Origin of the sequence: Prevotella sp. oral taxon 313, from assembly GCF_003043935.1 — a bacterium.
GTDB lineage: Bacteria > Bacteroidota > Bacteroidia > Bacteroidales > Bacteroidaceae > Prevotella > Prevotella jejuni.
Genome location: NZ_PYXE01000001.1, coordinates 1,966,144 through 1,982,021, shown reverse-complemented (window position 1 = coordinate 1,982,021; position 15,878 = coordinate 1,966,144). Strand labels below are relative to the sequence as shown.

Genomic DNA, 15,878 nt, shown 5'->3' with positions numbered 1-15,878 from the left:
AAATAGGATAGATAGTTGACTGTCTCAGCTATACTTTTGTTTAATGAGTAACTTTGGCTCTTACGTTAAAGCACTACGAAAAGCGTCCACACATTTAACGGAAGAACCACAATTTATGGCTTATATGACAAAAAGAGATGTAAAACCTCTTGTGATTCTTTTAATTCATGAAGAAGGAGGGTGTGCTCATAATTGACACACCCTCTCTTTTAATAATCTAACGAAAAACGACTTTGAGGCAGATTAGTGCAAGTTTATGGGCGTTTTTGCCCACTTGCTTCTTCACAGTATTTATTGATGCCTCTTTATTCTGCAGGTCTCCCTATTAGTAGTTAGGACCTTCACCAAAGTTTGGAGCCCCCTTGTCGTACCACACCCTTTCAGAGTTAAGCAGTTCAGGTCTTTGTCCATCGGTAAAGGTGAAACCTTGTTGTGTCATCGCTGTCTCGATAATAGTACGCATCTTATCAGCTGGGTCGGGTTGAGCGATATAGAATCGGCGAGGCAACTCAGTGTTGGGCTTCATTGTAATCCAAGGAATGAGCGAGCTACCAACTTTAGGAACGCCAGAGCGGCGCACTGTTACAAACTGCTCAAGTGGTTGATAGAAGAAATGTAGATACAATTGGATGTAAACCTTCTCTAAATCGCTTGGAACACTACCTGTTAGTTGGTAGTCAGAATTAGCCATCATCGTAGCAATGGCTGCATCGTCGTAGGTAACAGGCTCGTCTAACTTGTCGTTACAATGTGCCTTATCATAATAAGGTATTTTGTTCAGTATCGCTAAACGGTTATAAGCCTTAGCTGAAGCCTCAACGCCAAGTTTGAAATATTCGGCTGCAGTATGAGGCAAGTTAGCACCCAGTAACTTAAACTCAGCCAGATAGAGGTTCATTTCAGCTGTGGAAAGGGTCATCTCGTAAAGCGGGTTATCTTCAGTGTCTTGTACCACCTTACCTTTTGGAGCTGTTGGAAAAGTGAAGTCAACGCGGCCACGCACTAATTCCTCGTTAAAGTACGATAGCGGTGAGTAGGTTTTTGTTTTTTCTCCGTCAGTTACTTTCCATCTGGTTGTTACAAAATAATTGTTGACGCCAGTGTATTCTGTCTTTTCAGATATAGCCATACCGATAGGTAATCCCTGATAGCGCACCCATGGTTCCCCATCACCTTTCCAACTGTCGAAATGTTTCTTGCCAGAAGCATCTGTTGTATAGTTCACCTGGTCTAAAATATATTTAGGAATAGCACAGTTGTTATCTCCTCTTGCTTGTGCATCAAAGAAAGCTTGCACCACCTCAGAGTTGAAATCGTTTTTAGTAAACATCACCAGCATACGTGGATCTTTGTTACGCTTCATGAAGTCGATAACGTTTTTACTACTAACACCTAAGTTCACACTATTATCACTTCCATAGGTGTTGTTGCCGCCATCTCCACCTGTACCTTTGTTATATACATAGTCGTCTGTAATAGATTGCATCACGTTTGCATCGTCAGCACCCACTTCCTCGGCTATTTTTAAGGCCTTAGCTTTGTTTTGGTGAAGAAGTCTTACCGCAATTTTAAGTTTTATGCCGTTTACAAATTTCACCCATTTCTTAGTATCTCCCCCGTAGGCTAAGTCATTGTCTCCAATACTTATCTGCGTTGTCGTTGACTTCAGCTTATCCAGATCGGTGTTTAGTTCAGTCAACCATTGGTCGAATAGACTCTCTTGCGATTCGTAGTTAGGAGTTAATGTGCCTCCATACTTGGCTTGTGCAGCTTCAGAGTAAGGTCTTGAGCCAAAGAGGTCGGTATCGAACAGTCCCATGTAAACTGTTAGAGCGTTTGCCATAGCCGAAAGGTGCGAGTATTGAGCAGCCTTGTTGGTTGGCATCTTATCGATAGTAGCTTTAATATCGTTCTCATATCGTTTAACATAAATGAGTTGAGAACCCACACCGCCCAGTTCAGCCAACTTGTTATACAAGTCATTAAAACTACTTGATGGTGAATATGCTTGAACTATTTTTGACGTGTAAGCCCCATCATAATACCACAGCAGGTAATCGAAAGGTTGGTATTGCACCTGCTCCTGAGTGAACAAGAAAACAGGATTTCCTTCGGCGATAGTCGATGGGTCAGTATTTATTTTTGCGTATTCGCTTTCGCTACATCCTGTTGTCAGTACCATGCTTGCGGCACATATACTAAAGGCGAGCGACTTGAATTTTATAATATTCTGTTTCATAATGAAAGGCATTTAGAATGTAGCGTTTAATGTGAAGAGATAGCTTGCTGTGTAAGGCATAAATGATCGCATACGGAACTGCGCAGCTCCTGTTCCACGTACCGATTCAGGATTCTCGTGATTTGGCGCAGTGTTCAGTAGGTATGCCAAGTTACGTCCGGTGAAACTAAGGGATAAGTTCTTTGCACCGATATAGCTGCTAATTTTGGTCGGAACGTTGTACGAGAGAGTTATTTCTCGCAGAGCGATGTAGTTGATTTTCTTAAACCAGTCATCGTTAATAACGCCTGTTCCCCAACTATTCTTAAAGTATGCAGCACTTTGCAGGTGTGCTGGTTCTACATAACCTTTTTCATAAGCCTCCTGATAGGTCATTCCACTAACGTCTTGGTTAGTCCCTCCTGGTGTTGTAACAATCGTTCCAGCATCGAAAACAACATCTGGAATGAAGCCATCAGTAAATACCTTATCTTGCGCATTAGCGTATTTGCTGGTCCAAGTCATCCCCTTACGGTATTTCTCGGTCTCTCCAGAGAAACCGTATGCAGTTGCATAACGTGAGTTATACGAAGCAACGTATCCTCCAAAGCGTGCGTCGAAGAGCACATAGAGACTAAGGTCTTTCCATCTCAGGGTAGAGTTTAGTGATCCAAGGAAGTTAGGCAACATCGATCCAACTTCTTTTACAGTACCTCCGCGCTTATAATACACTGTTCGGAATTTATTTGTGTAGCCCACAACTGGTTTGCCAGTCTTTTCGTCGGTCTTTATCCAAGAGTCAGACATTAGCATACCATAGTCGGAACCTACTTTGGCAACAGATGCTATGCGGTAGTTACCATAGTTTGCTGCACCATCCAGATTAATGTAAGATGTTACATCAGGACTAAGTTCTACAATCTTATTGCGGTTGCGAGTGTAGGTGAAATTTAGGTCCCATTGCCATTGTTTTTTCTTTATAGGAGTAGTATTGAGTGCTATTTCTATACCTGAGTTTTGTATGTTACCTGCGTTGATTAGTTTTTCTTTTACGCCCGATTCCCAAGGTACATTGATAGTCATAATTTGGTTTCGAGTGTTCTCCTTATAATAGGTGAGGTCTAACCCAATCCTACTGTCAAGGAAACGCCAGTCAAGTCCCACTTCCCAAGCATTCTTACGTTCAGGTTTTAAGTTGGTACTCTTCATATTCTCAGGGATATTCATTCCGTAAATCTTCTTGTCGCCACGTTGATATGTTGCCACAGAATAGCCAGAATTAATATAATAAGGAGACGTGTCGTTTCCCACCTGGGCCCAAGAACCGCGTACTTTTGCAAAGCTAACCCATTTAGGAAGTTTGTCTTTAAAGGTTTCTGTGATAATCCATGAGCCAGAAACAGAAGGATAGAAATAAGAGAAATTACCTGTTCCGTAGCTGTAAACCAAAGCTGACGACCAATCGTTACGTCCCGTTATGTCCAGGAATAGTTGATTCTTCCAGCTTGTTCCAATCATAAAGATGGTAGAAACGATACGTTTGGTGTTGAACTTATACGCATTAAAGCTGGCTTGTTGTTTTGAATTCTTGATAAAGAATTGGTTGGGCACAATAAGTCCACCGTTCGTACTCTCACTATTATACTGTGCATATTGGTTAAAATATTCCTCGCGTAAGAACCCATGTACTTCCCAGTCCTTATTAATTTGATAGTTTAGGTTAGCTGCAAGGTACAAGTTCTCTTGTGTAGTGTGCGTGTGAGAGAGAGCATAAGAACCACCTTCGTTGGCATAACCACTACCAGGGGCTTTTAGTTCGCCATCAATGGCATAATAGTTGAGCGAACCACCAGTTGAAAGCTGTAGCCAAGGCAGTGCTTGAATATTGATGTTAAGCACAGGGCGAAACATGGTTTCTGTTTGTTTGTAATCGTTTTCAAAGATACTCCACCACAGCTCCTTTCCAGGTACAGCACGATAGAGATCGCCATATCTTTCGCTGGCAAGTCCACCATGTTCCCCTTTGTAAAGGTTACGATAACGATTAACATCGTATTCGCGTGGGAATGTACTATTAGCAAAGTATTCTCCGATGTTTAATGGTGCATTACGGGGCTGTGACTGCGTAAAGTTCACGCTGAAATCTACCGTCACGATGTTCCCAATCTTTTGTGAAGCTTTTCCTAAGAACGACAGACGGTTAAAGGTGTTGCGTGGTGTAGTACCCTTATTGTATTTATAAGATGCTGAAGCGTAGAATTGTGTACGTTCATTACCACCTTGCAATGATACATTCGTATTAGTATTAAAGCCTGTGTCGTAAGCATCTTTATAGTTGTTCGGGAACATCTTCGCCGTTCCCATTGTTCCATCGTACTGTTCAAACTGTTTACCCTCAGCCCATGAGATATCAGGTCCCCAAGCATAGTTCCCATATTGTTCGATGAGTGAGTATTCACCTTTAGAGTTACGAGCGAACGATGTCATGTTATCGCTCCAAAGGTTGCCCGTGGCAGTGTATTCGTCTCCGTAATCTACAGCACCAGGGAAAGCACCAATCATATAGGTGTTTTGTAGATCTGGAGAACGATAGACTGTTTCTAATCCTATAGTTTGCGAAACCTTTACAGTAACACCTTTGCCTGCTTTCCCACTTTTAGTGGTAATTACTACAGCACCATTCAAGCCGCGTGAACCATACAATGCTGTTGCTGCAGCGCCTTTTAGTACGCTCACACTCTCAAAGTCGTCGGGGTTAAGGTTCTTTAGTTGGTTACCATAGTCGTTGATATTGCTATTCCAGTCAGCGTCCCCTGACTGGCTTGTAGCATTATCTAATATCACACCGTCTACTACAAAGATAGGTTGGTTGTTGGCATTAAGAGTAGATGCACCTCTTATTTGAATTTTAGTAGATCCAAACATTCCACCGTCTGACTGGCTGATCTCTACACCAGCCACCTTACCTTGCAATGCTGTGACAGGAGAAACAGTGTTAGCTCGTTCCAGTTCATCGCTTTTCAGCTCGGTGACAGCATAACCCAATGCTTTTGTTTGTCGTTTAATTCCCAATGCCGTAACCACCACATCGTTAAGCGCAGTGGCTTCTTCTTCAAGGGCAACGTTTATCTGTTGTCGACCATTAACATCTACATTTTTAGGTTTCATCCCCAAGTATGAGAATACTAATGTGCCTTTTGTGGGGCATTGTAGGGTGTATTGCCCGTCGATATTAGTCACAGTACCCATATTTGTACCTTTCACCGTTACCGAAGCACCGATTACAGGCTCGCCCGTTGGGTCTTTCACAATGCCACTAACCGTGACATTTTGCGCATAAAGCTCAGTAGCGAACATCCATACCAGTGCCATCATACAGATTCGCCATAAGGCTTGCGCTTTGTTCTGCTTGTTGTTCATTTTGCTTATAGTTAAAGATTAATATGTAAAATTTATTGTTTAGGTTTTATATATGTCTCTATTTTACTTTCATTCGGTATCAGCTCTTTGTGTTAGGTTTTGTTGTTTTGAATATTAGCTATGTGTAGCAGCTATTACCGCAATGAATTTATCGCTCTTGTAACTCTTATTGAGAGAGACTTTTATTTGGTTAGTTATAGGTTCTTATTAATAATTTCTGATATCTTTGAGTAAACAGATTGATACTCTAAAGATGGTTTTTAAGTATTGTAGATATTGTAATTTCGATTGTAGGTTAGTGTTAGTATGTTTTACGACACATAAAGTGTTGCTTAACGGTTGTCTATATATTTCTTATTATGTGAGCAAATATAAATAAAATAAATATATTAAGCAATAAAAATGACGATTAATTTTTGTAAATATGTAAAGGCGGTAAGATGAGGTACTTGTAAATAGGTAAGTAGACAAGAGAGTGGGTCGGAAAGAGTTGTCCTTTGGTTAAGATGACTAAGATGATTATTTGTAACGAAGTAGAGAGAATAGGCTAATCAGCTATTTACAATCAGTTGCTGCTTACAATTCCCTCATCTTCTACCATGCGACAATAGACTTTGTTACCTAAAAATCTCGATTTTTCAGATGTTTCAGGTGATATTGTATAGTTCATGTTCCTTTATTCGTTAATGTCAAAATCTAAGTATTTGTTGTGGACTTACACCTGACTCTTATTCTGTGATATGTAATAAATGATAATAGTTAATGTTACAATATATTGCAGATTATATTTATTTTACTTATATTTGCAACCAAAAGCGTGATTTATATTGTGGTTTAATAGCACTATCACGATGTTCTTTACGTTTTGGTAGACAGAACTATGGTTAATTTCTATGTTCTGTCGTTTGATAAACCTTTCTTATAAAGTGCTTAGACATTACAGCTTATGAAGAAATTTTTACTGATGTTTTCTTTGTTTGTGTCTTTAGTGACGTTCGCACAAACAAATGGTGAAATGAAGATTGCAACATCAACAGCCGTAGGGAAAGACTTTGAATTCCGTGTTACTCGAACCGATGATGCCAGCAAAGTATTTGTTGACTGGGGAGATGGTAATAAACAAGAGGCTACGTTAGAAGGGTGGAGTAGTAATAAGAAGATAACAGGAAAGTTACTAAAGGACACAATCGTTGTCTATGGTGACTTTTCGGCCGTTGAGGTCTCTGACGCAAAAGCAACATATCTTGCTTTTAAGAATCAGCCTAATTTAAAGCAAGTTGAAGCAAAGAAGAACGAATTAACCTACGAAGGTGTTGATTTCTTTGGTGCTCCTAATCTTGTTATACTTGACCTTAGCTATAATAAGATTACGCGTTTAGACCTGCGCAATTTTAAGAAATTATCTAATTTTACGGCCAATCATAATGAATTGTTGGCTACTGTCTTATTTCCTAATGGCAGTACAGAGCTAAAAAATATTGATTTGTCAGATGGAGATATTACACACTTTTATCCTATCAGTCTCCCTAATCTGCGTTATCTTAATCTTTCAAACGGTAGTTTGTTAGAATTAGAATTGGGTAATAATTATCCGGAGTTACGTGATGTTGATGTCAGTAACAATATTGGAGTAACATCTATTGACGTTACGCAACAAACTAAACTTGAGAAACTCCTTATAAAGGGAACAAAGATAACAGAGCTAAACCTTATTAATAATCCAGAACTTATTATGCTTGATGCGTCTAATACTGACATCACAAAGCTTGACTTAAGTAGTAATAAGAATATAACAACGCTTGAACTCAGTGACTCAAAGTTGTCTCGTTTAAATGTGTCTAACCTTGCTTATCTTCATACAATTAATATTGATAATACGAAGATACAACGTATTGATTTATCTCACCAACGGTTTTTACGTAGTGTGAGCGTACGGAATACTGGAATACAATTCCTTGATATGCATGGTGCTATCGGTACTAATCGACTGAATCACCTTGATATGCGTGACTGTAAGAATACTACTCCTCAGTCACTCAACTTCACTTTCAAGGCAATGCCGGCACATACAGGTAATTCTTATCGTACGAATGTTTTCCTATCAGGGTCTAACTACGAGCATGCCAACACTGGGACTTTAGATGATGATGCCGACAATTCTTATAAATTAGATGTTCATGGTGATGCTACTGCATCTATGGATTCTGTCACTATAACGATGCAAGCGGCTGAAAATGGAGGTAGTTATACACTAAGTCAAATCCCTGATAATGGGTATTTTGCAACTTACGAGCCTATTAAAGGGAAAGTTCTGCCTGGCTTCCCAATTAAGATTGATGCTACAGCACCTACTGGTGCAAAGTTTGTTGGCGTGGAGGTGAATGGAAAATTGATTGCTGATAGTATCTTTGTCGTGTCAGAAGCAGCAGTTATAAAGCCTGTTTTTAGTGTTTCTGGTGATGATGATTATATCAAACTAACAGTTCCTACAGGTATAGATCAACAGTATTTCCTTTCAGTAAGTGGTGAGGAAAAAGATGTTTCAATTGACTGGGGAGATGGCGAACTTGTAAAGATGAAGGTTAAATCGACTCCAACAACGGTAGAGGGGCAAACGTCTGGTGCGACTGTAACGATATATGGTGCTGTTACAGGAGCTGATTTCTCAAGCTATCCAGGTGTAGGTGTTGATAATAAGATAACTGCTGTCGATCTGAGTCATAATATTCATTTGCGTTCTCTGTCTACGTATATGAATTCAATTACGTCCATAGATGTTTCTAAACTAACTGATCTTGAGTCTCTTGATTGTTCTTATTCGGATCTTAGCACCTTGGATGTAAGCAAGAACAGCAAACTTATTAATTTACGTGTTTATGGTAATCAAGTTGATAATATAGATGTTACTGGTGCTGTCGATTTAGCTTATCTTGATGTAAAGAATAATTGGTTAGAAAGCTTAGATTTAAGTCATAACAAGAAGCTTGTTTATTTGAATATAAGTAGCAATGAGATAGAGGCAGTTGACGTGAAGGATATGCCAGAACTTGTAGAACTTTATGTTTCAAATAATAAGATTACGACTCTTGATGTTAGCAAGAACCCTGAATTGAAGACATTGCAGCTTTCTAATAATTTAGTCTCAAACTTAGACTTAAAGAATAATCTTCAACTTGTGACACTTACTGTTGATGGCAATAGATTAGAGGGTCTTGATCTCACGGGACATGATCAGTTGACCTATCTTAACGTAGGTGGTAATAGATGGGATGCATGTACTCTAAATGATCTTTATTATAGCCTTTCACGTTATCCTACGCTTCAGAGTGGAAAGACGCCACGTGGTAACACACTGTTCGTTCGTGGTGAGAAAGACGGAGAGTATAATGATGCTGAGCACGCAGAGGCGTCTATAGCTAAGTTGAAGGGTTGGACGATCGATTATGAGGGTGATGGAACTGGTTGTAACATGGCATATATCACCATACAGAAGCCTGACTGTGGAACATTAAAGGTGTTTACAGCGGATGGTGTTGAGGTTCTGACGGGTACAAAGGTGGCTAAGAATACAGAGCTTACTATTAAAGCAATACCTGCGTCTGGATATAAACTTGAAACATTAATACTGAACGATGAAGATGTTGATTCGCCTAATTTCAAGGTTACTTCTTCTGTGACTATTGGAGGAATCTTCACAGTTTCGGATCAAATAGACACTCTTTCTAATGATGCACTTAGCGTATCTGGGGGCAAGAATTGCCTAAGTTTTACGACTGCATCACCTATACATTTGAATATCTATACGTTAAATGGCAAACTGAGGTATTCTGGTATGGTGAGAGGGAGTAAGACGGTTAGCCTACCATCAGGTGTCTATATCATTAAAACGAAGGGCTATTCAAAAGTTGTAGCTGTTGAATAGAATGACCTCAAACTTGTCCGCATGAGAAAGCGGGAAGGTTGGATTTATCAGTCCCGAAGGTTTTTATAGACTTTCGGGATTGTTCTTTCTTATTATATAGGACGTTGTGAGTAGGGTAGTGCTATAGTTTTGCATAATACAGATAGTTACGGTTAGTGTCGTGTCGTTCATATTTCTTTAGAGTATTTGACTCAGTCTGCAAAATAAATGTAACTTCGTGAGAGGCACAAAGGAATTAATTTGTATTTTTGCAGGAGAGTGGCTTTAGTGCTGCGATTAGTAATATATGAAGAAAGGAAGAGTCTGTTTTCTTCTTGAAGTGCGTAAACCCAGTTGTTATTCTCCACATGGAGGGGAGGTAGACATATAAGAAAAGTAGCGGATAGAAGAAGGAAGCGACTTACAAAGAATAGTATGAAAGATAAGAATAAAGGTGATGAGACCCTTAATTTAGAACATACAACTGTCGAGTCATCAGGCAAGTCGGTAGCCATAGATAGAGATGATGAGGAGATGAAAGAGAAGTTGAACACTCTGTTTAAGCTCCGCTTACTCTATAATAGCGGTGAGGAACTGTGGCAACATATAGGAAAGTCGGGTGGAGGCAACAACTCTTTTGGTCGTGTTGGTGGGAAAGATGCGTTCCTTCGTAGGGCCATCTTTCATGAGTTGGCACGTGAATGGTATGACGAAATGGGTGTTTCTATTGAGTGGCTGTTGGATGCTTATAGTCAAGTTGCCAAGCTGATAGAGAAGTATAAAGCGTACTTGACAGGCGGAGATAAAGTGAACAATCAGACTGCATGGTGTGAACAGATAGTCAATGTATGTATCTTCGATGATGAGATCGACGAACAGCAACAGGGTTGCAAACGAGAAATTCTCCAGCAGTTGAAGGCAAAAGACGTTTATTGTCTGGCTATTTTCCTCTTGATAATGCTTGGTGCTCTGCCTCAGTCTGTCGAGACACGACAGGGTAATGTGGCGGAGATGCGAACACAATATGAGCGTGTCTATCGTTTCTTTTCGGGTGTTTGTCATCGGAATATACTCTTTGTACAGACACCTCGAATGGCCCTCTTCCATAAAGCTTTGAAGGATGTAGAGGAGAAGCTGACCCGTATTCGATTGATAAAGCTCACGATAGACGTACTTAGTAATCTTTCTGTTCTTGTTAGTACAGAGCAACTTGCGGAGACTGGTCGCCGTGAACAGTGGAATCAAGTCTACCCTAATCTTGACGGATATTGGTTGGGCAAACATCATAATGAACATCATGCAGACTATTGGGAAGTTGAGGAGACGGCAACGGGGTATGCTTTCACTCATTATTTTCACAAAGACGACGAGGATAAAACGCTACATCAGCAACAATTCACGGTCACTTTTCACAGTAATGGTGAGGACTATGCCTGTGTGCAACATCCCCGCTCTGTAGCGCAGTGGCTTAATAACGATCTACTGTCAAAGGATGATGTTACCTATTTATATTTCTCATTCAGCGACGAGGATGACCCTTTGTTGATGTCGTTCGACTCGTTTATGATGGATGTGTCATGGTTTCAGCCGATGCAGTTGAGGCGTGCAAAAGAAGGATGGATACCTCCAACGAGAGAAGGGACAGAGCTTATAAACGACTTTGAGGCCTATTCTTATACTTTCTATCTTGGCTTAGAAGCAATTACGCCGACATACATTTCTGTTAGAGATGAGGCTGGGAAAGAGTATAGAGTGTCGGTCTCTAAACATGAGGAATTGAGGAGTTGCACCTTAGATGATGCTGTTGGTATTATTACATGGGGTGATAAACGTTATGTCGCCTTTGACAATCAGTTGTTGTACATCCCTATAAAAGAGAATACTTCAGACAGTTCGAATGATACTATAACACTTTTGTAGTCGAAGCATGAGGCAGGAAAGGGATGTCTGCTAAGTTTACAAGCTCTGTTGTAGGGGTATTTCTGTGATAGTTTCGCTCTGTATTTAAACAAGAAGTGGAGGTGGGGCTACCTGTGTTTGTGCTCACCCTGTGTGCAAATATCCTTGTTAGTCTCTTAGAAGATAAATACATCTTTTTATATCTTTTGCATGCTTATGAGATGTTCTTGGTAATTATCGCATACAGCGAAGGTGTTAACAATGTTATGAAAAACCTTTACATAGTACCGAGTAAAAGGCTCTAAATGTAAGGTTACAATATCCTCTTTATTTGGGTTCTCAACTTTCAAGTAATCAGTGTGTTACGTTTAGTATTGAAGAAGACGCCTTTCTTGCTCTAAGAGAGGCCTCTTCAACGTGCAAGAGGGGCATGTTCTTGAATATAGAAAGGCGTCTTCTTAAAGCTTGAAGAGCATGTGTTGGATTGTAGTAGCGCGAAAAATGATGACAAAAAGATAATAGAGGGAATTCTTCTCATGGTCTCTATTGTCTTCTCTCCGCCTCCTTTTCGAATAGAAAAGGGGAGTGCTTACCGATATACCCCTACATTCCTGTCTGCATGTATGACTTTTTCATTCTCTTTCTTAATGTCCTTATAGGAGTGTCTCGTTGGTAAACTTGAGCTTAGGAGAGGTGATAAAAGTAGATTCTTAGCGGAGGTAAAAAAGGTTGACAGAGGCGTTTTGGATTGCTTATAATCATGAGTTCTGAGATACGAAAAGTGTGTTATAGGGTTTTCCCTCCATCGAGTAGGGAAATATCTTTGTAAGTGTGAAAAAATGTAGCTAAATTTGCTAACGTTAAAAGATTATAAGTTATGACGAAGGGGTTCATTCTTTCTCTATCCGCAGCAGTAGTGCTAAGTAGTTGTGGTACTTACGCTGGGTCGGGTGCAATGTCCGGAGGCTCATTAGGGAGTATTCTTGGAGGTGCTATCGGTGGTATTACTGGTGGAGCAAGAGGTTCGGATATTGGTACAATAGTCGGTATGGCTGGTGGTGCTATCATTGGTGCTAAGATGGGTCAGAAGGCAGACCAGCGTCAGAGAGAGGATGTACACGACCACTATGAGAAGGTGCAGCAACGCAAGGCACGTGAGAGGAGAGACCGTACGGGATATGATTATAATAATCAGACGGATGATTATATTCAGCCAAGCGGTGTAGATAGTAGTGGTTTTGATAATACTAACTCTGGTGACGACCGTATTTATAACTTCCAAGATAGCGATGTAGCGAACAATAGTAATGTCGCTCAGCCGAACAAGACAACTCCTAAGGAGATTAGTGTAGACAGGCTATCGGCTACTTATCAAAATGCTCCAAGGATTGAGTTGTCAAACGTTCGTTTTGAAGATGAGAACCACGATGGACTGTTGTCACGCAATGAAGCAGGAAAGATAGTGTTTGACGTAACTAATCATGGCGAAAGTGTTATTAACAATTTGCGCCCTTCAGTCATGGAGACTACAGGGAATGCGAATGTTATCGTCAATCCTTCTGGACCAATAGAACGTATAGAGCCAGGCAAGACCATTAGTTACATCATATATATAAGAGGTGATAAGAAATTGAAGAATGGCGTGTCACAATTTGCATTGACTATTCTGCAAGGGCAGAAGAGTATCTGTAAGGTCTCAAACGTAAGTGTGAATACGAGTCGATAGAAATGTCAACAAGGCATGGATGACAAAAGCTAAGGATGCTTTTTAAGTGCTTGTTGCTTAATAGAATATAATTAGATAGAGATTATAAAGATATTATTGTGTAAGTACTAACTACTGATAACGATAACTTTAAATGACGGAATGGGGATGCATCTGGTAATTGATGCATCCCCTATTTCTATGTTGAGTCTAATAGTTTAAGCGCAATAAGCTATTAGACTACGATGTTCCTTAATTCATTAGATGGTGTTGAGGCTAACACATCTTGTCGTTATCTTGTTTGTCTCCCTAAGTTTATGTAGCTTAATGTATAACTTTATAATAACGAGAAACAATCTGTTTGACAATGAGATGAGGCATGCTAAATCCCTAACGAGCTGATATATTGATAATTGATTACTTATTCAAAGAGGCCTGTTACCCCATCCTTGACTCGCTTAAAGAAGTCCATCCAACTACTACTTGACCCATTTTTAGACGTTGGTGACTGTGTGTTTGTCTTGTTCTGTTGGGTTGTTTGCTGTCGATTAGCTGTTTGCTGAGACGAACGGGCAGGTATTGTTGTCGGCTTAACTTTAGAGGTCTGTTGATTGTTAGAACTAACAGCCTGTTTTTGTTTGTATGATGTATTGTATTCTTTCTCAACCTTCGCCTGATTAGACACCCTCTTGTTATTCAAGTGAGTATCCACTTTACGTTCAATCTCCTTAGGTTTATCCTCTTCAACCTTCTCCCATTCTGGGATAAACTCATAACAGATACCTGCAGTACCATATTCTACTTCAGGTATCTCAATTGTGCCATTTGACTCAGAAGGGTACGGAATCTCGGTCTCTTTACGTACCAGTTCAACCTTGACGTAGGCTACACCGCTGGCAAGCGTACCTAACTCGCGTGCAGCAGCGTATGATAAGTCAACCACACGACCACGAACAAAAGGGCCACGGTCCGTTACACGGACAATAACCGACTTTCCGTTACGAGGATTTGTAATCTTTAGACGTGTGCCAAAGGGAAGCGTGCGATGTGCACAAGTAAATGCATTACGATCATAGCGTTCGCCATTACTCATTCGGCGACCGTGCAATCCATTACTATAATAAGAAGCTTTACCGTCTGACTGTGCTTGAATGGTCAGCGTAAAGATATTGCATAGCGTAAATAACGCTATCAAGAGAAGTTTGGTTCTATACATTTTATTGTTAAGTATTACCAGCCTTCTCAAAGAGAATATATTCCCTCCCTACCTTGAAGGCAGGGAGAGAATAGAAAGACTGGTCTTTATTATACGACACCCTGTGCGAGCATAGCCTTCGCTACCTTCATGAAGCCCGCAATATTAGCGCCCTTAATATAATCGATGTAGCCATCAGCTTGCTTACCATATTTCACGCACTGCTCATGGATAGAACTCATGATGTAATGGAGCTTCTGGTCAACCTCTTCCGGACTCCATGAGAGACGGAGAGAGTTCTGTGACATTTCGAGACCTGATGTTGCCACACCACCTGCGTTGACAGCCTTGCCAGGAGCGAAGAGCTGCTTAGCCTCAGTGAATTTCTCAGCAGCCTCAGCTGTGCAACCCATGTTTGAAACCTCAGCAACACACAATGGCTTGAATGCAAGAATCTTGTCGGCATCCTCACCGTTGAGCTCGTTCTGAGTAGCACATGGCAAATAGATATCTGCCTTCTGCTCCCAAGGTTTATGACCCTTGAAGAACTTTGCGCCTGGATATTTCTCTGCGTATGGCTCACAAACATCGTTGCCACTGTTGCGAAGTTCGAGCATGTACTCAATCTTCTCACCACTGATGCCGTCCGGATCGTAGATGTAACCGTCAGGACCACTCAATGTGATAACCTTTGCACCAAGTTCGGTAGCCTTCTTAGCAGCACCCCATGCAACGTTACCGAAACCAGAGATAGCAACAGTCTTACCCTTGATGTCAAGACCATGAGTCTCCATCATCTGATGAACGAAATAGAGTGCACCATAACCTGTAGCCTCTGGACGGAGGATAGAGCCACCCCATTCTCTGCCCTTACCTGTGAGCATACCCTGGAACTGGTGGGTCAACTTGCGATACTGACCGAAGAGATAACCAATCTCACGACCACCAACGCCGATGTCACCTGCAGGAACGTCCTCATCTGGACCAATGTGGCGATATAACTCATTCATGAAAGCTTGGCAGAAACGCATAATTTCAGCATCGCTCTTACCACGTGGAGAGAAGTCAGAACCTCCCTTACCACCACCCATAGGCAATGTGGTGAGTGCATTCTTGAATGTCTGCTCGAAGCCGAGGAACTTCAGAATGCTAAGGTTTACTGATGCGTGGAAACGCAAACCACCCTTGTATGGGCCGATAGCGCCATTAAACTGTACGCGATAACCGATGTTTACCTGTACTTTTCCCTGGTCATCAACCCAAGGAACACGGAATGTGATAATACGCTCAGGCTCCACGATGCGCTCAATAATACTTGCGCGCTCAAACTCTGGGTGCTGATTGTAAACGTCCTTTACAGACATGAGTACTTCATGTACGGCCTGTAAATACTCTGACTCACCTGGATGCTTCTGCTCCAGTGCTTGCATGATTTTTTCGACTTCCATAGTAAATTGACTTTTATTTGTTTATGTTAGATAGTATCATTCAGTTCAGAATGGTACGGCAAATATATCCAAATAAAATCAAACCTCCAAAT

At 40.8% G+C, this 15,878-nt stretch carries 7 protein-coding genes; 3 read left to right on the top strand and 4 right to left on the bottom strand.

All coding sequences use genetic code 11. The features are described from left to right. Nucleotides 1–325 precede the first annotated feature (325 nt). The gene (locus AXF23_RS07740) at nt 326–2,239 is read right to left on the bottom strand and encodes a SusD/RagB family nutrient-binding outer membrane lipoprotein (RefSeq protein ID WP_107625828.1); all 1,914 of its coding nucleotides are present in this window, start codon (nt 2,237–2,239) and stop codon (nt 326–328) included. Between the two features lie 12 nt (nt 2,240–2,251). Further along, nucleotides 2,252–5,638: a SusC/RagA family TonB-linked outer membrane protein gene (locus AXF23_RS07735; protein ID WP_107624908.1), complete on the bottom strand. Its 3,387-nt coding sequence runs from the start codon at nt 5,636–5,638 to the stop codon at nt 2,252–2,254. 946 nt (nt 5,639–6,584) lie between these two features. On the opposite strand from AXF23_RS07735, the gene AXF23_RS07730 reads away from it, so the two are divergent. The 3 genes from AXF23_RS07730 (at nt 6,585) to AXF23_RS07720 (ending at nt 13,164) form a co-directional block, all read left to right on the top strand. Beyond that, a complete protein-coding gene (locus AXF23_RS07730) occupies nt 6,585–9,560 on the top strand; it encodes a leucine-rich repeat domain-containing protein (RefSeq protein ID WP_233251259.1) in 2,976 nt (991 codons plus the stop codon). Nucleotides 9,561–9,974: 414 nt separating this feature from the next. After that, nucleotides 9,975–11,459 carry a hypothetical protein gene (locus tag AXF23_RS07725; RefSeq protein WP_107624906.1) on the top strand — a complete coding sequence of 495 codons (1,485 nt, stop codon included), beginning with the start codon at nt 9,975–9,977 and terminating at the stop codon, nt 11,457–11,459. A gap of 856 nt (nt 11,460–12,315) precedes the next feature. Beyond that, nucleotides 12,316–13,164 carry a hypothetical protein gene (locus AXF23_RS07720; RefSeq protein WP_107624905.1) on the top strand — a complete coding sequence of 283 codons (849 nt, stop codon included), beginning with the start codon at nt 12,316–12,318 and terminating at the stop codon, nt 13,162–13,164. A gap of 400 nt (nt 13,165–13,564) precedes the next feature. On the opposite strand, the gene AXF23_RS07715 is transcribed toward AXF23_RS07720, so the two are convergent. Then, on the bottom strand, nt 13,565–14,359 hold the full coding sequence (locus AXF23_RS07715; protein ID WP_107624904.1) for a septal ring lytic transglycosylase RlpA family protein: 795 nt from the start codon (nt 14,357–14,359) through the stop codon (nt 13,565–13,567). An 89-nt stretch (nt 14,360–14,448) separates the two neighbouring features. Then, entirely contained in the window at nt 14,449–15,786 is a 1,338-nt protein-coding gene (gene gdhA, locus AXF23_RS07710; RefSeq protein WP_107624903.1) for an NADP-specific glutamate dehydrogenase, read from the bottom strand. Between the last annotated feature and the right edge of the window lie 92 nt (nt 15,787–15,878).